This window comes from Pseudolysinimonas sp., assembly GCF_049651805.1.
Lineage (GTDB): Bacteria > Actinomycetota > Actinomycetes > Actinomycetales > Microbacteriaceae > Pseudolysinimonas_A.
Window position 1 is genome coordinate 1 of sequence record NZ_JBASCU010000055.1, and the last position, 19,874, is coordinate 19,874.

Consider the following 19,874-nt stretch of genomic DNA (forward strand, 5'->3'; position numbering starts at 1 on the left):
GCCTTCGCGGTGCTCGACGCGGCGGCCGACGGCCTCCATGTCGCCCTCCGGGGCACGGCGACCCTCGCCGCCGGTGCCGAGACGCTCACCGGGCTCGGCGCCGAGCCGTGGCTTGAGAGCGTCATCCCGGTCGCCTCGGTGGTGCGCCTCACCGTGCCCGGCGGGGAGTGGACGCTCACGCTCGCCGCGTCGACGTCCACCGTGACTCGATCCGACTCGGCGGAGGTGCCGCACATCACCGAGGTGCCCGACCACGAGGTCTCGCTCCCGTCGGGCGTCGCCGTCCCGGCGCGCGACGACGATCGCACGGTCGTCGTCGATGAGATCGCGCGTCTGCGTGCGCGCCGGTCGGGCGGCCTTGCTCCGCCACTGCTGGCGGCATCCGCGCCACCGCCGCCCCGTCGGGCGCTGAGCCTGGAGCTGCCCGACGGCACCCGCGAGCCGCTCGACGGCGTGGTACTCGTCGGCCGCGCCCCCAGCGCTCCCGTCGACCAACCCGCGAGCCGGTTGGTGCGGATCGCGGGCGACGGCGACGTCTCGCGAAACCACGTGCGGGTCTCGGTCGAGGGCGGTACCGTCGTCGTCACCGACCTCGGTTCGCGCAACGGCACGATCGTGCGCATTCCCGGACGCCCGGCGCAGAAGCTGCGCGAGGGTGAACCCACGCCCGTGCTGGTGGACACGACCATCGACTTCGGTGGGGGGCTGGAACTGAACGTGCGAGAAGACTGACTCGTGGCCGCGAAGCCCGCCTCCGTGCATCCGCCGCTCGTCGTGGAGTTCGCCGGCGAGCGGCACGAAGTGCCTGCCGGCCGGGAGTTCGCGATCGGCCGCGACGGCGACCTGGTGATCGACGACAACCGCTACCTGCACCGCCGGTTCCTCACCCTCACGGTCGAGAACGGCCTCTGGTGGCTCACCAACGTCGGGTCGCGCATCGCCGCAACCGTCACCGACGGCACCGGGCGGGTGCATGCGCGCCTGGCCCCCGGTGCCCGGCTTCCGGTCGTGTTCGATCGCCTTCACGTGCTCTTCGGGGCGGGGTCGACCAGCTACGACTTGACGCTGCACTCCTCGGGCGGATTCGCGGTCGACCCGGGGCCGCCGGCATCGGCCGTCGGTGACGCGACGATCGGCAACGTGCCGCTCAGCCCGTCGCAGCGGCTGCTCGTCGTCGCCCTCGCCGAGAACGTGCTGCGCCAGACCGAGTCGGGGCGGGGCGAGATCCCCAGTTCGGCGGATGCCGCATCCCGCCTCGGTTGGACGCTCACCGCCTTCACCCGCAAGCTCGACACCGTCTGCGGAAAACTGGAACGCGAGGGCGTCACCGGGCTGCGCGGCGGGCGCGGCAAACTCGCCACCAACCGGCGGATGCGGCTCGTCGAGCATGCCGTCGCGACCCGGCTCGTCACCCGCGAGGATCTGACGCTGCTCGAGGCGTATCCGCTGCGCTGAAGGTCGACGCGTCGCCGTCGGCCGTGGCGAAGGTGACGACCGGCTGTCCCGCCGACGCGGTGAGCCGCACGGTGACCTCGTTCGCGCGTTGCTGCGCGAGTCGGTCGGCGACCCAGGCTCGCGCCGCGGCGATGAAGTGACTGTCGACAGCGACCGATCCGTCGCGCGGCAGGTCGTCGAGCACGGCCACGCTGGCCCCCGCGCTGCGCGCGGCGCGCAGTGCCTCGGTCAGCTCGCCGTCGTCGGCGAGGGAACGGCCCCGGATGCTGTCGCGCAGCTGTGCCTCGATCAGCGCGTGTTGTTTTCGGGCAGCCGCGGACCGGCCACCAGCCGCGATCTCGGCGAGGGCCGGGCCGGCGATAAGGCTCACGCGATGCAATTCCCGCGCCCGTTCGGCGGCGGTGGTCTCTCGAACCTGTTCGTCCCGAACCCGCCGTCGATCCGCCTCCTGGAATTCGAAGATCTGGCGGGCGGTGCGACGCAGCCAGAGAGCGAAGAAGGTTCCCGCGAAGTAGGTCGCGAGCTGCCGGTAGGTGAGGTCGACCCCGTGCCAGACATCGCCGGTCGTCGCCCAGGACCAGTGCACGGTGAGGGCCATCATGAGGAGCACGCCCATCGCCCCCCACCAAGCTCGACCGCGCAATGCGAGCATGAAGAGCAGGAAGGTGTTCGAGCCGAAGCTCCACGACGTCCAGCCCGGCCAGCCGGTGGGGGAGAGATTCCAGATGATGGCGACCGTCGAGAACGCGACGACGCCGAGGATGGCGACGACCAGTGGCCAGCGCAGCGGGTAGCGACCCGGCAGCACCACGACGACGGCGGCCACGAGGGTGAGCACGAACGCGATCCAGCCCTCGATCGTGCGCATCGGAGCACCGCCCGAGAGGGTGACAAGGATGATGTGCGTCATCCAGAACAGGCCGGCCATCGCCCAGGCGCCGGGCCCGGTCAGGCCGAGCAGGCGGGGGACATCCGGTCCCGCTACGGTCGTCATGCCGCCCGCCAGGTGAGCGCTACCCGCGTGCCGAGCCCGGGCCGGGAGACCACGACGGCGTCGCCGCCCGACAGCGACCTCATCCGATCGAGGATGCTGACGGCGAGCCCGAGTCGCGCTGGGTTGACCGCGGCGACGTCGAAGCCGGGTCCGTCATCGAGCACGCTCACCTCGACTGCGCGCGTCGTGACCCGGGCGTGAACGGCCCGGGACGCCGCAGCGGCGTGTCGCACGCTGTTTCGAAGCGCCTCGGCACACGCTTCGAGCATCGCGGTCGCGACCTCACTGGGAATGGGCTCGTTACGGCCGTCGTGTTCGTGGCTGAACCGCGCTGCGGGGGCTAGGTCCGTCGTCAACGCCTGGAGGCGCCACACCCACTCCTCGACGGCGATGGCGTCGGTCGATGGCGGTTCCTCTGCTTCGCGAAGCCGCGTGATCGCCCGGCGCGCCTCATCATCGGCCTGGCGAGCCCCCCGCGCCGAGGCCAACAGCGCCACGAGCACGCTGTCGTGGATGAGTCCCTCGATCCTGAATCGCTCGCGAGCCGCTGCCTCGGTCGCCGAAGCGACCCGGGTTTCCCGGACTGCTTGATCGGCGACCGCGTCGAGGGTGCGACCGGCCCGCGCGGTCGCTATCGCCAGGGCGGCGAAGATGGCGTCGAAGAGCAGCGTGTAGACGGCATCCTGAAGCGCGATCTCGGCAAGCGACTCCGACGATGCCATGGCGCGATCGACGCCCAGGGCCACCACAGAGGCCGCGAGATAGATCCAGGCGACGACCGGCCGCCATGCGACCGCGGCCGCAGAGGTGCCGACTGCCGAGATCGAGAGCATCCACGGTGAGCCCTGCTCGGGCGGAACCGTGCCGCCGGCGGTCGTGATCGCGGGTACGAGCAGCAGGAGCCCGACGAGCTGGCTGGCTGCCGAGAGCGCGAGCAGGCCGCGCAGGACGCGCACCGGAAGGGCATAGGAGAGCAGGCCGGCCGCCAGCGGCGGCACGAAGATGCCGAACGCGAACGTCCACGTCCAGAGCGGCGAGAACGAGTCTTGTTGGGCTGCGAATGCGCCCAGAGCGAGCAGCCCGAAGACGGCTGTTCCAACTCCGAGCGCGAGCGCCATCGCGCGGGTGACCTGCTCCAGCGCCACGCCTTGTCCCGCTGTCTGGGCAGCACGCCGCGCTGGTGCGCGGCCAGGGGCGCTCACTCTCACTGACCGGAGTCCGGGAGCGGCAGGAAGCCGTCTTCGATCGCCCGCTTGTACAGGTCGATCTTGGTGTCGGCGCTGCGGCCGATGCGGGCGTACTTGGTGCGGATCCGTCGTACATAGTCTTCGACGGTCGGCACCGCGATCTTCATCGTGGCGGCAACCGACTGCGCCTTCAGGCCCGTGGCGAACAGACGAAGCACCTGCTGCTCCTGAACGCTCAGCGCCGCGGCATCCAACCCGGGGTCGGAGTCGATCGCCGCCGCCCACTCGGTCGACATGACGGCGCGCCCGTCGGCTGCCTGACGAAGCGTCTCCACCAGGACCGCAACCGGGTCCGACTTGCGCACGATCCCGAGGATGGGGGTGGTTGCGACAAGACGCAGCAGGTAGGGGCTCTCGCCTGAGGTGTAGGCGATCACCGCGGCGCCGCGCTCGACGAGGCGCTCGACGTTGCCGATCGGCGACGAACCGTCGGCGAGGCGGAGGTCGAGTACGACGAGCCCGGCCTCGGGGTGCTCGGCGATCAGCTCGTCGACGGTCGCGGCGACGCCGGCGAAGGAGAGCTCGGGAATCTGGCTGATCGCTTCGCGCATGGCGAGCGCGATGATCTCGTGATCATCGATGAGGGCGACGCGGTTCGGGTCCATGCCATTCCCTGACGAGGATGGAGTGGTGGGGGTGGCCCCACGTTAGTGGTTCCGCGGCGGGCGTGCCGGGGATGACGGACCATTACATACCCCCCCCGAACGGGTGCCAAGGAAAGTCGCGGCTTGGGTGCCCGGGGTGTTGGCCAAAAGGATGGGCACCGGAAGGGGACCCACTTGCCACCTGCTCTGCGCGTCGAGTATTGCGGAGAGTGGTACGATCTCCTTGCAGGAGAAATCCTCACCATCGGTCGCGCTGCGGATCTCGTTATCGATGACAACCCCGAACTCGATTCACTCCTGTTGGAGATCTTCCACGAGTCCGGGCTGTGGTGGATCGCCAGCACCGCCGCCGCTCGGGTCGTTCAGGTGAGCGACCCGAGCGGGCGGGTGTCGGCCACGCTCGAACCGGGCACCCGCGTGCCGGTCGTCTTCCACCCGGCCCACGTCGTCTTCTCGGCGGGTCGCACCACCTACGAATTCGCCGTGCACGGCGACTTGCCCTACTCTGCGTCGGCCACGTCCGCCGAATTGCGTCCGGCACGGGTCGACCTGCCTCGGCTCACGGCGGCGCAGAGACTGCTGCTCGTCGTCCTGTGCGAGCGCGCATTGCGGCATCCCGCGCGAGACCCCGGCGACTTCCCGACTTCGGCAGAGGCGGCGGCACGACTCGGCTGGAGCCTCACGGCGTTCAACCGCAAGCTCGACAACGTGTGCGACCGGCTCGACCGGGCCGGCGTCGCGGGGCTGCGCGGCGGGCGGGGCAACCTCGCGACCCGGCGCCGTACCCGGTTGGTCGAGTACGCGCTCGCGGCGCGGCTCGTGACGGTGGAGGACCTTGCTCTGTTGGCCGAACCCGAAGATCTCTCTGCATAGACCCTCCGATATCCGTCCGCCGACCGGTGCTACCCTCTAGGGATGCTCGTGCGGCTCCTCCTTCGTCGCCGCGACGAGGCCTAGACCCCGGCCTCCCTCGTCGCGGAGTCCGTGTGCGGGCCGATCTCGTTCGAGACCTGAAGGAACCGACATTCCCATGAGCACCGACTCAGCCACCCCGAAGACTTTGGCCGAAAAGGTTTGGGCGCAGCACCTCGTCGCGAAGGGCGAGAACGGCGAACCTGACCTCATCTACATCGACCTGCACCTCATCCACGAGGTCACGAGCCCACAGGCGTTCGACGGCCTCCGGCTCGCCGGGCGTCCCGTTCGTCGGCCAGATCTGACGATCGCGACGGAGGATCACAACACGCCGACGCTCGAGATCGACAAGCCGATCGCCGACCTCACGAGTCGCACGCAGATCGAGGCGCTGCGCAGCAACTGCGCCGAGTTCGGGGTGCGGCTGCACTCTCTCGGCGATGTTGAGCAGGGCATCGTGCACGTCGTCGGTCCGCAGTTGGGTCTCACCCAGCCGGGCATCACGGTCGTCTGCGGCGACAGTCACACGTCGACGCATGGCGCCTTCGGGGCGATGGCGTTCGGCATCGGCACGAGCGAGGTCGAGCATGTGCTGGCAACTCAGACGTTGCCGCTGAAGCCGTTCAAGACGATGGCGATCACCGTCGAGGGCGCGCTGCGTCCGGGGGTGACGGCGAAGGACATCATCCTCGCCGTCATCGCGAAGATCGGCACCAACGGCGGGCAGGGTTACGTGCTCGAGTACCGGGGGTCGGCGATCCGGGCGCTGTCGATGGATGGCCGGATGACGATCTGCAACATGTCGATCGAGGCGGGGGCCCGGGCCGGGATGGTCGCCCCCGACCAGACGACGTACGACTACCTGAAGGGTCGCCCGCACGCCCCGCAGGGGGAGGATTGGGATGCCGCGGTCGCCTACTGGCAGACTCTCGCAACGGATGACGATGCGGTGTTCGATGCCGAGGTGTTCCTCGACGCTGACGAGCTCGAACCGTTCGTGACCTGGGGCACCAACCCCGGGCAGGGGGTCTCGTTGAACGAGTCCGTGCCCGACCCGAAGTCGATGGTGGACCCGAACGAGCGGGCCGCGGCGGAGCGGGCGTTGGAGTACATGGCGCTCGAGGCGGGCACGCCGATGAAGGACATCCGGGTGGATGCGGTGTTCATGGGCTCGTGCACCAACTCGCGCCTGGGCGATCTGCGCACGTTCGCATCCATCATCAAGGGGCACAAGAAGGCCGACCATGTACGGGTCATGGTCGTCCCCGGGTCGGCTCGGGTGCGGCTCGAAGCCGAAGCCGAGGGCATCGACAAGATCGTCGAGGACTTCGGCGGCGAGTGGCGCTTCGCCGGCTGCTCGATGTGCCTCGGGATGAACCCCGACCAGTTGGCTCCGGGCGAGCGGTGCGCGTCGACATCCAACCGCAACTTCGAAGGCCGCCAAGGCAAAGGCGGCCGCACCCACCTGGTGTCACCCGTCGTCGCCGCCGCCACCGCCATCCGCGGCACCCTGTCGGCACCGTCCGATCTCTCAACCGACCTCATAGATCCCTCTGTGGCGCCCGGGAGCCCCGCGCGCGGGGTTCCCGACGGTCAGAGAACCCTCTATGACGCGGAAGGTGTGCGCTGATGGAGAAGGTCGAGACCGTCACCGGAACGGCGATCCCGCTGCCGCGGAGTGCCGTCGACACCGACCAGATCATCCCCGCGGTGTTCCTCAAGCGCATCGTGAAGACCGGGTACGACGACGCGCTCTTCCACGAGTGGCGCAAAGACCCCGAGTTCGTGCTCAACCAGTCGTGGACGCACGGGGCGACCGTGCTGTTCGCGGGGCCCGACTTCGGCACCGGGTCGAGCCGCGAGCACGCCGTGTGGGCGCTGCGCGACTACGGCTTCAAGGCCGTCATCGCGCCGCGGTTCGGCGACATCTTCCGCGGCAACTCGGGCAAGCAGGGTCTGCTCACCGGCGTCGTGTCGGAGGCCGACATGCAGCGCTTCTGGGCCGCCATCGAAGCGCAGCCCGGCGTCGCTGCGACCGTCGATCTCTTAGCACGAACTGTCGCCGTCGGCGACCTCCAGGTGGGTTTCGAGATCGATGATTACACTCGCTGGAGGTTGTTGGAGGGTCTCGACGACATCGGGCTCACTCTGCGCAACGAGGCGCAGATCACCGAGTTCGAAGGCACCCGCGAAAGCTGGCGACCGAAGACTCTCCCCGTTCGATAGGCAAGGCAGCAGGTGTCACAGTGGCAGAGACTCTCCTCGTGGATGACGGCGTGAATGACGGGCTCGCCAAGGATGCCGCCAAGGCTGCCGAACGCGTGGGCCTGAAGGCCGACAGCATCGTCATCCGAGGCGGCAAGCCGCTGATGGGGCGCGTCGACGTGCGCGGGGCCAAAAACCTCGCGACGAAGGCGATGGTTGCCGCCCTCCTCGGCAAGACCCCGAGCATCTTGCAGGACGTTCCGCAGATCAGCGAGATCTCGATCGTCACCAAGATGCTCGAGGCCTACGGCGTCGCCGTGACGAGCCCCGAAGACGGCGTGTTGGTGCTCGACCCGAAGAACGTCGAACGCGCCCACTTCGCGCAGATCGATGCGCTCGCCGGCTCCAGTCGCATCCCGATCCTGTTCTGCGGGCCGCTGCTGCACGCTCTCGGCGAGGCGCTCATCCCCGACCTCGGCGGCTGCCGCATCGGCGACCGGCCGATCGACTTTCACCTCAACGCCCTGCGTGCGTTCGGCGCGGTCGTCGACAAGTCGTACGAAGGCATCCGCATCACCGCCCCGAACGGTCTCACCGGGGCGAACATCGAGCTGCCGTACCCGAGTGTGGGCGCGACGGAGCAGGTGCTGCTCGCTGCCGTGCGGGCGAAGGGCGTCACGGAACTCAAGAACGCCGCCATTGAACCCGAGATCATGGACCTCATCGCGATCCTGCAGAAGATGGGGGCGATCATCTCGATCGAACCCAACCGCACGATCTTCATCGAAGGCGTCGAGACACTGAGTGGCTACAGCCACCGCGCGATCTTCGACCGCAACGAGGCGGCATCCTGGGCGTCGGCGGCGCTCGCGACTGGCGGCGACATCTTCGTCGGCGGGGCGAAGCAACAGGAGATGATGACGTTCCTCAACATCTTCCGCAAGGTCGGTGGTGCGTTCGACGTGCGGGAGGACGGCATCCGGTTCTGGCATCCCGGCGGACCGCTCAAGCCGGTGCAGGTCGAGACCGACGTGCACCCCGGCTTCATGACCGACTGGCAGCAGCCGCTCATCGTCGCCCTCACCCAGGCCGAGGGCGTCTCGGTCGTCCATGAGACGGTGTACGAGAACCGACTCGGCTTCACCGAGGCGCTCGTCGAGATGGGTGCCGACATCGTCGTGCACAGCGACGGGCTCGAGTCGGTCACCCGCCGGGTTCCACGCCGCAAGTTGGAGCAGGCGGCGGTCGTCACCGGTCCGACGAAACTGCACGCGGCGGATGTGCGCGTGCCCGACCTGCGCGGCGGCTTCTCGTACCTCATCGCCGCCCTCGCGGCGGAAGGCACCTCGACGGTCTCGAACCTCGGCCTCATCAGCCGCGGATACGAGCACTTCGTCGACAAGCTCACCGCCCTAGGCGCCGACTTCGACCTGATTTAGCGCGACGGGCTGCTCCACGCGCTCAGCCGCCCGGATAACCTGACTCCCGTGCGACGCCGCAAGCCCGAGAAGATCATCCGCTGGCGGATCATCGCGGCCATCGCGATCCCGATTTTCGAGTTCTTCGGCCGCTACCGGATGCGCGGGCTCGACAACATCCCGAAGCGCGGAGCGTTCGTGTTCTCACCGAACCACATCTCGAACTTCGACCCCCTGACGGTGGCGTACTTGGTGTGGCGCGGCGGCCGGGTGCCGCGGTTTCTGGGGAAGGCAAGCCTGTTCAAGATTCCTGGATTCGGATGGCTGCTGCGGTTCACCGGACAGATCCCGGTCGAACGCGGCGGCGGCGGCTCTGCCGCGATCGCCGCGGCGACGCGTCTGATCTCCGACGAGCTGGCGGTCATCGTCTACCCGGAGGGCACGCTCACCCGCGACCCTGACGAGTGGCCGATGCGGGGCAAGGTCGGCGCCGTGCGGCTCGCTCTGACGCACGACATCCCGCTCATCCCTGCGGCGCACTGGGGCGTCCAACAGATCCTGCCGCGCTACGGCGGACGCCTGAGCCTGCGCCGCCGCAACGTCGAGATGCTCGTCGGTGCGCCCATCGACCTCACGCCGTGGGCGGGGCGAACGGATGCCGAGGCGCTGACCGAGGCGACGAGGGCTCTCATGAACGAGATCGCTCGGCTGCTCGGCGAGTTGCGCGGTGAGACGCCGCCCGCCGAGCGGTGGGATCCCGTCGCCCACGGTCAGAGCGAGTACGGCAAGATCACGCCCCCGACTCGGTGACCCTGGCTGCCGGGGCTTCACCGAGCATGTCGTTGGCGAGCACGTGCTTGGCGAGAACGGTGGCACCGGCGACGGCGACGGGCATCACGATGACCGCGCCGCCCGGGATGAGGAAGCTCAGGTGCACGGCTACACCGAAGCCCAGAACGCGGGCCCGGTGCGGCCGAAGCGCCGCGCGACGTTGCTGCCGCGTCATCCCGCGAGCTTCGAGCGGCCGGGTGGTGAGTTCGAGTGCGACGAGTCGCCCCGAGAGGAAGGTGCCGACGACGACAGCCAGCACGGTGCCGATGAGCGGCACGAGCCCGAGCAGCACGATGAGCAGACCGGTGAAGATCGCCCGCACGACGAGCAGCACCCCATCGCCAGCCGAGCGCCAGAAACCAGGTTCCGGGCCGGGGGTGAACTCGCCGAGGTCGGCCTCGACCGCCCGCCAGATGCGCTCGTAGAACCAGTCGCCGATGAGCAGCGTGAGTGCGGTGAACGAGAACGCGTACAACACGATCAGCCCCACGATGAGCGCGAGCCCGAAGCCGATGCGCAGCAGGTTGCGCCAGCCCTCATCCCACGTCTCGGCGAATCCGGTGAGGAAGATCGTCACCGGGTCGAGGTTCACGACGAGCAACACGATGAGAACGACGAGAACGGCGAACACGATCGCCGCCGGGATGAGCCCGAGCGCCATCGCCCGCGGTCGGCGCCGCCAGAACCCGAACCCGCGCAACAGCGTCGAGACGCCGACGAAGAACTCGGTGATCGGATTCGGCCCGCGGGACATGCGCCCAGGTTAGCTGTGGCGGCGTTAGCTGAAAGCCGGTTAGCTGAAAGACTGGGCTCATGGCGATGACCCAGCCTCTGGTGCTGCCCGACACCGGTCGGCGGGTCGCCGTTCTCGGCGCCGGGTCGTGGGGCACGACGTTCGCGAAGATCCTCGGGGATGCCGGCTGCAGTGTCGCGGTCTGGGCACGTCGCCCGGAGCTCGCCCGCGAGATCAGCCAGTCCCGCCGCAACTCCGACTACCTGCCCGGAATCAACCTGCCCCGCAATGTGGCGGCCAGCCCACGGCTGCCCGAGGTGCTCGAGGGCGCCGAGCACGTGTACCTGTCGGTGCCGTCGCAGTCGCTGCGCGAGAACCTGCGCATCGTGAAGGACCTCATCCCCGACGGCGCCACGGTCGTCTCGCTGATGAAGGGCGTCGAGCGCGGAACCCTCGCGCGCATGAGCGAGGTGATCCTCGCCGAGCTGGGCATCGAACCCGAGCGGGTCGCGGTCGTGTCGGGCCCGAACCTCGCGCTCGAGATCGCGAAGGAGCAGCCCACCGCCGCGGTCGTGTCGTCGGCGAGCCTGGCCACGGCATCCGATGTCGCGCTCGCGGCGAGCAACCGCTACTTCCGCTGCTTCGTCAACACGGATGTCGTCGGCACCGAGTTCGGCGGAGTGCTGAAGAACCTCATCGCCGTCGCGATCGGCATCGTCGACGGTGTCGGCTACGGCGAGAACACGAAGGCGTCGATCATCACCCGCGGGCTCGTCGAGATGACCGACTTCGCCGTCGCCTACGGCGCGCTGCCCGAGACGATGTCGGGACTCGCCGGGCTCGGCGACCTCATCGCGACGTGCGAGTCGCCGCTGTCGCGCAACAACACCGCCGGCCGGCTGCTCGGCCAGGGTTACGACTATCACGAGGTCATCGCGCAGATGAACCAGACGGCTGAAGGGCTCGCGTCGGTCGCGCCGGTGCTGGAACTCGCCGCCGCGAAAGGTGTGGAGATGCCGATCGTCATGCAGGTCGCCGAGGTGCTCGCCGGAACCCTCGCGCCGCGCGACCTCGCTCCGCACCTGACCACCGACACGACGGAGCCGCAAGGTGAGTGAGCCCAAGACCCGCGTCGCGCTGTTCTTCGGCGGCCGGTCGAGCGAACACGGCATCTCGTGCGCGACGGCGGGCGGGGTGCTCGGGGCGATCGACCGCTCCCGGTACGACGTCATCCCGGTCGGCATCACGCCGGACGGCATCCTCACCCTGCAACCCGACGACGCGACGGGCCTCACCCTCGCCGACGAGCTTCCGGTGGTGCGCGACAACGGCACGCGCGTGTTCCTGCCCGAGTCGGCGGCGACCCGCGAGTTCACGGTGCGTCTCGCGGATGGCACCATGCAGTCGCTGGGCGAGGTGGATGTCGCCTTCCCGATCCTGCACGGCCCGTTCGGCGAAGACGGCACCATCCAGGGCATGTTCGAGCTGGTCGGGCTGCCGTATGTCGGCAACGGCGTGCTCGCCTCCGCCCTCGGCATGGACAAGCACTTCACCAAGACGGTGCTCGCCGGGGCGGGCATCGAGGTGGCACCGTGGGTGACCGTGACCCGGGCGCGACTGGCTCAGGATGACGACCTGTGGCGCGGACGCATCACCGGGCTCGGGCTGCCGGTGTTCGTGAAGCCGGCCCGGGCGGGGTCGAGCGTCGGCGTGACGAAGGTGAAGGATTGGGCCGAGCTGGATGCCGCCCTCGACACCGCCTTCGTCGAGGATCACACGGTGCTCGTCGAGCAGGCGATCGTCGGCCGCGAAGTGGAGTGCGCCGTGCTGCAAGGCCGCGACGGGGCGCCGCCGCGGGTGAGCGTCGCGGGCGAGATCGTGCTGACCACGCGGGAGTTCTACGACTTCGACGCCAAGTACCACGACGCCCCCGGAGTCGAACTCGTCTGCCCCGCCGACCTCGGCGAGGGGGCGCTCGCCGAGATGCAGCGCATCGCGGGGCGGGCATTCGACGCCATCGGCGGGGCGGGGCTGGCTCGCATCGACTTCTTCTTCACCGGCGAAGGTTTCGTGCTCAACGAGATCAACACGATGCCGGGCTTCACGCCGATCTCGATGTTCCCGGCGTGCTGGCTCGCGTCGGGTGTCGGCTACCCCGAGCTGATCGACGAACTCATCACCCTCGGTCTGCAAACGGCCCGCTGAGTTTCGGTGGTCGAGTAGCGCCCGCAGGGCGCGTGTCGAGACCGGTAGGCGCCACGTGGTGGGTCTCGCTCCCCACCGCCCTGACCGGGCGGCGTGGGCCCAGCCGGTGAGCGACTACTCGACCACCGAGGGTGGGGCTAACGACCGGTGACGGTGTCTTCGAGGTCGACACACTCGCGGCCGGTCTCGGAGGTGTACGACACGGCGGTGGAGAGTTCATCGAGCACGACCCCCGGACCGATGGCGTCGGGGTCGATGACGACCCGCACCGCCGGGTCGCGTCCGTAGGTGGTGTACGCGAGGCCGGCATCCACCTCTTCGCGCAGCCAGAAGATCCCCTCGACGGGAACGCACGGCAGCTCTGACACCTCGGGAACAGGAACCCCGCAGTAGAGCAACACGACGGTCGGCTCACCCCACGCGGCGGCGCCCTGCGCATCCGTTTGCCGCAACGGGTAGCTGCTGATCGCATCCGGCATCCGCACGATCGCTTCGGCGCACTCGGGGTCGTTCGCGAACTCCGCTGCGGGCGCCAGCGACACGACCGGCGCGCAACCGCTCAGGGCGGCGGCGAGGGCGACGGATGCCGTGGCGAGCGCGAGCAGGGAGCGGCGGGGACTCATCGCTTCCAGGCTAGCCTGGCGGGATGTCGACGCTCGGCGAACTCGGGGAGGCGGCGGTGCTCGCGCGCATCTTCCCGCGGCTGCCGGAGTCGACCGCGACGATCCTCGGCCCCGGTGACGACGCCGCGGTGCTGCGCGCCCCCGACGGGCGCTTCGTGGTGACGACCGACACGATGATCCACGGCCCCGACTTCCGCCTCGCCTGGTCGACCCCGCACGACCTCGGCTGGAAGGCCGCCACCACGAACCTCGCCGACATCGCTGCGATGGGTGCCGTGCCGACGGCCCTCGTCGTCGCTGTCGCGGCGCCGGCCGACACCGATGTCGCGGTGCTCGAGGGCATCGCCGACGGGCTGCGCGACGCGTGCGTGCGCCTCGCGCCCGGCTGTGGCGTCGTGGGCGGCGACCTGTCGTCGTCGGCGACGCTCACGATCGCGGTGACCGCATTCGGCGACCTCGAGGGCCGGGATGCCGTTTTACGTTCCGGCGCTCGGCCCGGTGACGTCGTGGCGGTTTCGGGGGCGCTCGACCTCGCGGCGCGCGGCCTCGAGCTGTTGTTCGAGCGAGCTGTCGACGAGGAAGGGGCTCCGGATGCCGCCCGGGCTCGCGCGGTGCGGGCCGAGTTCCCGGCGGAGGTCGAGGCGCAACTCGCCCCGGCGCCGCCGCTGCTCGACGGGCCGGCCGCGGCGCTAGCCGGGGCGACGTCGATGCTCGACGTGAGCGACGGACTCGCGATCGACGGTCGGCGCATCGCGACCGCCTCCGGGGTGCGGCTCGACATCCATTCAGCGGCGCTCGAATCGACGGCATCCCTCACCGGCGGAGAAGCCCACGCCCTGCTCGCGACCTTCCCCGCGGAGGCCGCGTTGCCGCGCGGATTCCGCATGATCGGGCGGGTGCTCGCGGGGGAGGGGCTGAGCGTCGACGGGGTGCCGTACGACGCGCGGGGCGGGTGGGACCCCTACGTCGACGGCGAGCGCTGACTCAGACGCCGATCGTGAGCGCCGCCGTGTATCCGGCAGACGCCGAACCGGTCATCGTCGCGATCTGGTGGATGCCGCCGTCCTCGCCGAAGACGCCGTCGCTCGCGAGGGTCACTCCCGCGAGGTTACGTACGCTCTGCTCGTAGCCGGAGGTCGCGTAGACGGCGTCGCTCGCCTCCTTCGGAAGCGCGATCTGCGACGTCTTCACGATCGGGCCCGACGCAACCGCAGTGGCGACGTCGGAGTACACCTCGAAGTGGATGTGCGGCCAGCGGCCCGCGTAGCAGCCCGGGAAGATCGTGGTGAAGGTCACCGAACCGTCGGCGCCGATCTCTTGCACGCCACGCAGGTAGTTCACGTCGGCGAGCCCGTCGCTGTAGAGCGAGTAGCCGCCGTCGCGATCGCAGTGCCAGAGGTAGACCGCGCCGCCGCTCAGCGCATCCCCGGTGGCGGCATCCCGCACGGTGAGCACGACCGTCAGCGGAACACCCGCCGCGACGACCGTCGATGAGCCGAACGACGAGCGGATGTCGCTGCGCACGATGCCGGAGTCGTCGAGCACGTTGACGCCGTTGGATCCGTCGGCGGGGAACGGGCCGCCGGTCTCGTCGGGAACCTCGACCAGGTTGCCGTCGGGGGTGGTGTCAGCAGGGGTGGTGCTCGCCGGGGTCGCCGTCGTCTCAGACGTCATCCCGCACGCCGCGAGCAGGGTGAGCACCGAGACCCCGCCGAACAACCCGAGCGCCGCGCGCCGGTTCACGAGGGTCGTCATGTCGTAGACCAGACCGCGGTCTTCTTCGTCGATCTCGCGGCCGTCGGCATCCGTCCAGTTCGTCATGGCCACATGCCAGCAGGGGTTGCTATGTGCCGGCTGTGGACGAAGTATGGATCAGGTAGTAGACGGCAGTGTCGCCGTAGTCTCTACGCCGCTCGAGTTCGAGTCCTGCGGGCCAGGCGGGCTCCCGGTCGCGGGCGGAGCGCTCGACGACGACCACGGCATCCGGGGCGAGCCGTGGCACAAGCGCGTCGAGATTGTGCACGAGTTCAAGCCCGCCGAGGTCGTAGGGCGGGTCGAGGAAGACGACATCCCAGGTGGCACCGGCCGCGCCGCCGAGGAACGACTGCACCGGCTGCGATGACACGACGATCTCAGGCTCCGCACCGCGCGGGGCGGCCGTGCGGATGCGCGCCGCGTTGTCGTTCGTCACTCGGTGGGCCGCTGTCGCCTTGTCGACGAGGGTCACGTGGGCGGCACCCCGGGATGCCGCCTCGAGCCCGAGAGCGCCCGACCCCGCGTAGAGGTCGAGCACTCGAGCGCCCGGCAGCACCCCGCGGGCGTCGAGGGCCGAGAACATCGCCTCACGCACCCGGTCGCTCGTCGGCCGCGTCCCCGCCGGGGGGACGGCGAGTCGCAGCGACCCAGCGAAGCCGGCGATGATCCGTGTCACGTGGCCACGGTATCCCGTGTCTATCAGTGACTTTTCGCGCGGATGTCGTGTCGATCCGCGCGAAAAGTCACGGATGGACGTGATCGGGCAGCATCATGGGCAGGTGGCGACGCGCGAACCGGGAGTGGTGAACAACGCCGTCTACGTGGGCGGGGAGCGGATCGCGACCCCTGGCACCCTTGCTGAGACGTTCGCGCTGCTCGCGAAGGAACCCGATGCGATGGCGTGGATCGGGCTCTACCGGCCCGAGAGCGCGCTGCTTGCTGAACTCGCCGACGAGTTCGGGTTGCACGAGTTGGCGGTCGAGGATGCCGTGCACGCGCACCAGCGTCCGAAGCTCGAGCGGTATGGCGAAACCCTGTTCCTCGTGTTGCGTGCCGCCCACTACGACGACGACGTCGAGCACGTCGACTTCGGCGAGCTGCACGTCTTCGCCGGTCCGCGGTTCGTCATCACGGTGCGTCACAGCGAGGGGCCAGATCTCTCGATCGTGCGGCGGCAGATCGAGGGGACCCCCGACGCGATGCATGGCGGCACCGAGGCGGTGCTGTACGCGATCCTCGACGCTGTCGTCGACGGCTACCGGCCCGTCGTCGAGGGCCTCGCGAACGACATCGACGAGATCGAGACCCAGGTGTTCAGCGGCGACCCGAAGGTGTCGAGACGCATCTACGAGCTCAACCGTGAAGTGATCGAGTTCCAGCGGGCGGTGGTGCCGCTCGGCGGCATCCTCAAACAGTTCGAAGCGGGCTTCGCCGACGGACACGTGGAGGACGACCTCAAGCCGGTTCTGCGCAATATCGACGACCACGTCACGCAGGCGACCGAGAAGGTCGAGGAGTTCCGGGTGCTGCTGCGCGACGTGCTCGCGGTCAACACCTCGCTCGTCGGCCAGCGCCAGAACGAGGAGGCGCAGCGACTGTCTGCGGCGAGCAACGCGCAAGCCGAGCAGACCCGCCGCATCTCCGGGTGGGCGGCGATCCTCTTCGCCCCGTCGCTCATCGGGTCGATCTACGGGATGAACTTCGACGTCATGCCCGAGCTTCATCAGTGGTGGGGCTACCCGGCAGCGCTGTTGGCGATGCTCGGGTCGAGCGTTGTGTTGTACATCGTGTTCAAACGCAAGGGGTGGCTGTGATGCGGGTCGCCGCCGCTGGCTAGCCTGGAGGCGTGCCCTCGCCTCTCGACACCCGCCTGCTGACGGTGCTCGGCGCGCGGGTGGCGCCGCAGTTCCAGAAGGCGTTCGGCTTCGAGACGCTCGGCGACCTGCTCGGGCACTATCCGCGGCGGTACGCGGTACGCGGCGACCTGACGCCTTTGGATGCCCTGCGCATCGGCGACTCGGTGGCCGTCGTCGCGGAGGTGCGTAGCATCCAGTCGCGTCAGATGCGGCAACGTCACGGCGAGCTGTTCGAGGTGATCATCACCGACGGAACCGGCAATCTGCAGTTGACGTTCTTCAACCGCAAGTCGGTGTTCGGGCTCAAGCCCGGCATGCGCGCGATCTTCGCCGGCAAGGTCGGCGTCTACCGCAACACGCGACAGTTGACGCACCCCGTCTATGAGGCGTTTCCGGATGACCTCGACGCCGACTCCGAGGAGGCGCGCGCCTGGGCCGAGGCGCCGATGCCGATCTACGCGGCGACGTCGGCGCTCGACGGCACGAAGATCCGCGGGGTGATCCAGCAGCAGCTGGATGCCTTGCCGGCTCTCGAAGATCCGGTGCCCGCCGAGGTGCGGGCGCAGCGGGGGTTACTCGAATTCCGTGAGGCGCTGCGCCTCATCCATCGTCCCCGCGTCGACTCCGACTGGCGGGAGGCGCAGAGCACGCTGCGCTTCCACGAGGCGCTCATTCTGCAGGCGTCGCTGTTGCGGCAGCGGGCGATCTACCGGGCTCGGGCCGCGACCCCGCGCCTGCCGGGTAAGGCGTCGGCGGAGTTCGCCGAGCGGCTGCCGTTCGAACTCACCGACGACCAGGTGTTCGTGGGCGGCGAGATCGAGCGCGACCTCGCGTCCGGCATCCCGATGAACCGGCTCGTGCAGGGCGAGGTCGGGTCAGGCAAGACGCTCGTCGCGCTCACGGCGATGCTGGCCGTCGCCGACTCGGGCGGACAGTCGGCGTTCCTGGCGCCCACCGAGGTTCTCGCCGGGCAGCACCTGCGGTCGATCGTCGCGACGCTCGGCCCCGATCTCGCAGCCCGGATGCGGCCGACCCTCATCACCGGGCAACTGCCGGTCGCCGACCGGCGGCGGGCGCTGCTTGCGGCGGCGTCGGGGGGCGCGTCGATCGTCGTCGGAACCCACGCCCTGCTCGGCGAACAGGTGCAGTTCGCCGACCTCGGTCTCGTCGTCGTCGACGAGCAACACCGGTTCGGCGTCGACCAGCGCGAGGCCCTGAGGCTCAAGGGTGAGAGCCCTCACGTACTGGTGCTGACCGCCACACCGATCCCGCGCACCGTCGCGATGACGGTCTTCGGCGACCTCGACGTGTCGACGATCACGCAACTGCCGAAGGGCCGGTCTCCGATCGCTTCGCACGTCGTCGGCCTCGCCGAGCACCCCGGCTGGATCGCGCGGGTGTGGGAACGCCTCGCGGAGGAACTCGACAAGGGCCACCAGGGCTTCGTCGTCTGCCCGGCGATCGATGCCAAGACGCTCGAGGAGGCCGACCCCGACGGTGCCGAACCGGTCGAGGAGGGCGCGCCCCCGCCCTCTGCGGTGCTGAGCGTCGTCGAGGAGCTGCGGCGGCATCCGCTGCTTCGGGAACGTCGCATCGAGGTGCTGCACGGTCGGATGAGTGCCGACGAGAAAGACGCGACCATGCGTGCGTTCGCCGCCGGTGACATCCACGTGCTCGTCGCGACGACGGTGATCGAGGTCGGGGTCGACGTTCCGAACGCGTCGACAATGGTCGTGCTCGACGCCGACCGCTTCGGCATCGCCCAGTTGCACCAGTTGCGCGGCCGCATCGGCCGGGGCAGCGCGCCGGGCCTGTGCCTGTTCGTCACGCACGCCGAGCCGGTATCGCTGGCGCGGGAGCGGGTGGATGCCGTCGCCGCGACCCTCGACGGGTTCGAGTTGGCGCAGGCCGACCTCGAGTTGCGGCGCGAGGGCGACGTGCTGGGGGAGTCCCAGTCGGGCGGCCGGTCGTCGCTGAAGCTGCTGCGGGTGTCGCGGGACGGGAAGCTCATCGAGGATGCGCGGGCGGTGGCCGAAGGCATCCTCGCTGGCGACCCGGGGTTGCGATTGCACGACGCCCTGCGGGAGGCGATCGAGCGGCGGCTCGACGAGACCGAGCGGGCGTTCCTCGGCAAGTCGTAGCCCGGGGCATTCGGGGTGACACGTAACGAAACGGTCACGTAGCCCGGAGGGCGAGCCGATACAGTGACCAGGTGAGTCGCATCGCTGTCGTGCCGGGGTCGTTCGATCCGGTGACTCTCGGGCACCTCGACGTGATCGAGCGGGCCGCGGGACTCTTCGACGAACTGCACGTTCTGGTCGTGCACAACCCGGGCAAGACGGCGCTGTTGCCGATCGCCCAGCGGGTGTCGCTCATCCAGGAGGCGGTCGTCGAGGCCGGCATGCCGGGCAACATCACCGTCACCTCATGGAGCGTCGGCCTGCTCGTCGACTACTGCACCGACGTCGGCGCGAGCGTTCTGGTGAAGGGCATCCGCTCGCAGATCGACGTCGCCTACGAGACGCCGATGGCGATCGTGAACCGCAACCTCGCGGGCGTCGAGACGATCTTCCTGCTGCCCGATCCAGCGCATGCGCACGTGTCGAGTTCGCTCGTGCGGCAGGTGGCATCCCTCGGCGGCGACGTGTCGCCCTACGTGCCGCGCGTCGTGTCGGCTTTCCTGCAGTCTGCCGACTGAGCCCTGCCGGCTGAGCGCTGCCGGCTGAGCGCTGCCGGCTGACCGCCACGACCTGCTAACCACCCACTCCCGACCGAAGCGGGCAGAGCTCTCTTTCGAGCCTCGGGTCAGGGCTTTCGCACGAGTTGCCGTTGTCGGAGGGGGTTTTTGGTGACGAGTTTCAGTGTTCGGCCGTCGGGGGAGGTCATGTTCCAGTCGGTGTGTCGGCGGCCGGGTGGTCGGTGGATTTTCCAGTGGTTGTTGTGGAGGAGCATGTGGTGGTGGCGGCAGAGGAGGATGCCGTCGGCGATGTCGGTGCGTCCGCCGTGTGCCCAGTGGTTGGCGTGGTGGGCTT

General features: G+C 69.4%; 21 protein-coding genes. 13 read left to right on the forward strand and 8 right to left on the reverse strand.

Annotation, left to right across the window (positions count from 1 at the left end):
• Both WBL06_RS13865 and WBL06_RS13870 read left to right on the forward strand, forming a co-directional pair.
• Positions 1-732 (forward strand): FHA domain-containing protein (locus tag WBL06_RS13865; protein ID WP_424457021.1); only part of this gene is annotated, 732 nt, incomplete at its 5' end.
• Between the two features lie 3 nt (positions 733-735).
• On the forward strand, positions 736-1,455 hold the full coding sequence (locus tag WBL06_RS13870; protein WP_424457023.1) for a hypothetical protein: 720 nt from the start codon (positions 736-738) through the stop codon (positions 1,453-1,455).
• On the opposite strand, the gene WBL06_RS13875 is transcribed toward WBL06_RS13870, so the two are convergent.
• Genes WBL06_RS13875 through WBL06_RS13885 form a run of 3 tightly spaced genes read right to left on the reverse strand, consistent with a single transcriptional unit; the run spans position 1,409 to position 4,301 of the window.
• Positions 1,409-2,449, reverse strand: a complete 1,041-nt coding sequence (locus WBL06_RS13875; protein ID WP_424457024.1) for a hypothetical protein — start codon at positions 2,447-2,449, stop codon at positions 1,409-1,411. The two genes, WBL06_RS13870 and WBL06_RS13875, sit on opposite strands and share 47 nt — an antisense overlap.
• Positions 2,446-3,594 (reverse strand): ATP-binding protein, encoded by a 1,149-nt coding sequence (locus WBL06_RS13880; protein WP_424457025.1) that lies wholly within the window; start codon positions 3,592-3,594, stop codon positions 2,446-2,448. The genes WBL06_RS13875 and WBL06_RS13880 overlap by 4 nt, the downstream gene beginning before the upstream one ends.
• A 59-nt stretch (positions 3,595-3,653) precedes the next feature.
• A complete protein-coding gene (locus WBL06_RS13885) occupies positions 3,654-4,301 on the reverse strand; it encodes a LuxR C-terminal-related transcriptional regulator (RefSeq protein WP_424457027.1) in 648 nt (215 codons plus the stop codon).
• 174 nt (positions 4,302-4,475) lie between these two features.
• Between WBL06_RS13885 and WBL06_RS13890 the strand changes: the two genes are divergently transcribed.
• The 5 genes from WBL06_RS13890 (at position 4,476) to WBL06_RS13910 (ending at position 9,649) form a co-directional block, all read left to right on the forward strand.
• Positions 4,476-5,174: a hypothetical protein gene (locus WBL06_RS13890; protein WP_424457028.1), complete on the forward strand. Its 699-nt coding sequence runs from the start codon at positions 4,476-4,478 to the stop codon at positions 5,172-5,174.
• 157 nt (positions 5,175-5,331) lie between these two features.
• Complete coding sequence (gene leuC, locus WBL06_RS13895) at positions 5,332-6,846, forward strand: 3-isopropylmalate dehydratase large subunit (RefSeq protein ID WP_424457030.1); 1,515 nt, start codon at positions 5,332-5,334, stop codon at positions 6,844-6,846.
• Positions 6,846-7,442 (forward strand): 3-isopropylmalate dehydratase small subunit, encoded by a 597-nt coding sequence (gene leuD, locus WBL06_RS13900; protein ID WP_424457032.1) that lies wholly within the window; start codon positions 6,846-6,848, stop codon positions 7,440-7,442. The genes leuC and leuD overlap by 1 nt, the downstream gene beginning before the upstream one ends.
• A 95-nt stretch (positions 7,443-7,537) precedes the next feature.
• Complete coding sequence (gene murA, locus WBL06_RS13905; protein ID WP_424457054.1) at positions 7,538-8,860, forward strand: UDP-N-acetylglucosamine 1-carboxyvinyltransferase; 1,323 nt, start codon at positions 7,538-7,540, stop codon at positions 8,858-8,860.
• A gap of 48 nt (positions 8,861-8,908) precedes the next feature.
• Positions 8,909-9,649 carry a lysophospholipid acyltransferase family protein gene (locus tag WBL06_RS13910; RefSeq protein ID WP_424457033.1) on the forward strand — a complete coding sequence of 247 codons (741 nt, stop codon included), beginning with the start codon at positions 8,909-8,911 and terminating at the stop codon, positions 9,647-9,649.
• On the opposite strand, the gene WBL06_RS13915 is transcribed toward WBL06_RS13910, so the two are convergent.
• Entirely contained in the window at positions 9,630-10,424 is a 795-nt protein-coding gene (locus tag WBL06_RS13915) for an EI24 domain-containing protein (protein ID WP_424457035.1), read from the reverse strand. The genes WBL06_RS13910 and WBL06_RS13915 overlap by 20 nt on opposite strands.
• Positions 10,425-10,483: 59 nt before the next feature.
• Between WBL06_RS13915 and WBL06_RS13920 the strand changes: the two genes are divergently transcribed.
• Together WBL06_RS13920 and WBL06_RS13925 are read left to right on the forward strand one after the other, a co-directional pair.
• Positions 10,484-11,521 (forward strand): NAD(P)H-dependent glycerol-3-phosphate dehydrogenase, encoded by a 1,038-nt coding sequence (locus WBL06_RS13920; RefSeq protein ID WP_424457036.1) that lies wholly within the window; start codon positions 10,484-10,486, stop codon positions 11,519-11,521.
• Positions 11,514-12,608, forward strand: a complete 1,095-nt coding sequence (locus WBL06_RS13925; protein ID WP_424457038.1) for a D-alanine--D-alanine ligase family protein — start codon at positions 11,514-11,516, stop codon at positions 12,606-12,608. Before WBL06_RS13920 ends, WBL06_RS13925 begins: the two co-directional genes overlap by 8 nt.
• Positions 12,609-12,745: 137 nt before the next feature.
• On the opposite strand, the gene WBL06_RS13930 is transcribed toward WBL06_RS13925, so the two are convergent.
• Positions 12,746-13,231 (reverse strand): DUF3515 family protein, encoded by a 486-nt coding sequence (locus tag WBL06_RS13930; protein WP_424457040.1) that lies wholly within the window; start codon positions 13,229-13,231, stop codon positions 12,746-12,748.
• Positions 13,232-13,254: 23 nt separating this feature from the next.
• Between WBL06_RS13930 and thiL the strand changes: the two genes are divergently transcribed.
• Positions 13,255-14,214: a thiamine-phosphate kinase gene (gene thiL, locus WBL06_RS13935; protein WP_424457042.1), complete on the forward strand. Its 960-nt coding sequence runs from the start codon at positions 13,255-13,257 to the stop codon at positions 14,212-14,214.
• Position 14,215: 1 nt separating this feature from the next.
• Here the strand turns inward: thiL and WBL06_RS13940 are convergent, their stop codons facing one another.
• The gene (locus WBL06_RS13940) at positions 14,216-15,052 is read right to left on the reverse strand and encodes a 3,4-dioxygenase subunit beta (protein ID WP_424457044.1); all 837 of its coding nucleotides are present in this window, start codon (positions 15,050-15,052) and stop codon (positions 14,216-14,218) included.
• A 22-nt stretch (positions 15,053-15,074) separates the two neighbouring features.
• Positions 15,075-15,662 (reverse strand): 16S rRNA (guanine(966)-N(2))-methyltransferase RsmD, encoded by a 588-nt coding sequence (gene rsmD, locus WBL06_RS13945; protein WP_424457045.1) that lies wholly within the window; start codon positions 15,660-15,662, stop codon positions 15,075-15,077.
• 73 nt (positions 15,663-15,735) lie between these two features.
• Here rsmD and WBL06_RS13950 point away from each other — a divergent pair, with 73 nt between their 5' ends.
• The 3 genes from WBL06_RS13950 (at position 15,736) to coaD (ending at position 19,540) form a co-directional block, all read left to right on the forward strand.
• A complete protein-coding gene (locus tag WBL06_RS13950) occupies positions 15,736-16,800 on the forward strand; it encodes a magnesium and cobalt transport protein CorA (RefSeq protein WP_424457047.1) in 1,065 nt (354 codons plus the stop codon).
• 32 nt (positions 16,801-16,832) lie between these two features.
• A complete protein-coding gene (locus WBL06_RS13955) occupies positions 16,833-18,983 on the forward strand; it encodes an ATP-dependent DNA helicase RecG (protein ID WP_424457048.1) in 2,151 nt (716 codons plus the stop codon).
• A gap of 71 nt (positions 18,984-19,054) precedes the next feature.
• A complete protein-coding gene (gene coaD, locus WBL06_RS13960; protein WP_424457050.1) occupies positions 19,055-19,540 on the forward strand; it encodes a pantetheine-phosphate adenylyltransferase in 486 nt (161 codons plus the stop codon).
• Positions 19,541-19,647: 107 nt separating this feature from the next.
• Here coaD and WBL06_RS13965 read toward each other — a convergent pair.
• Positions 19,648-19,874 (reverse strand): hypothetical protein (locus tag WBL06_RS13965; RefSeq protein WP_424457052.1); only part of this gene is annotated, 227 nt, incomplete at its 5' end.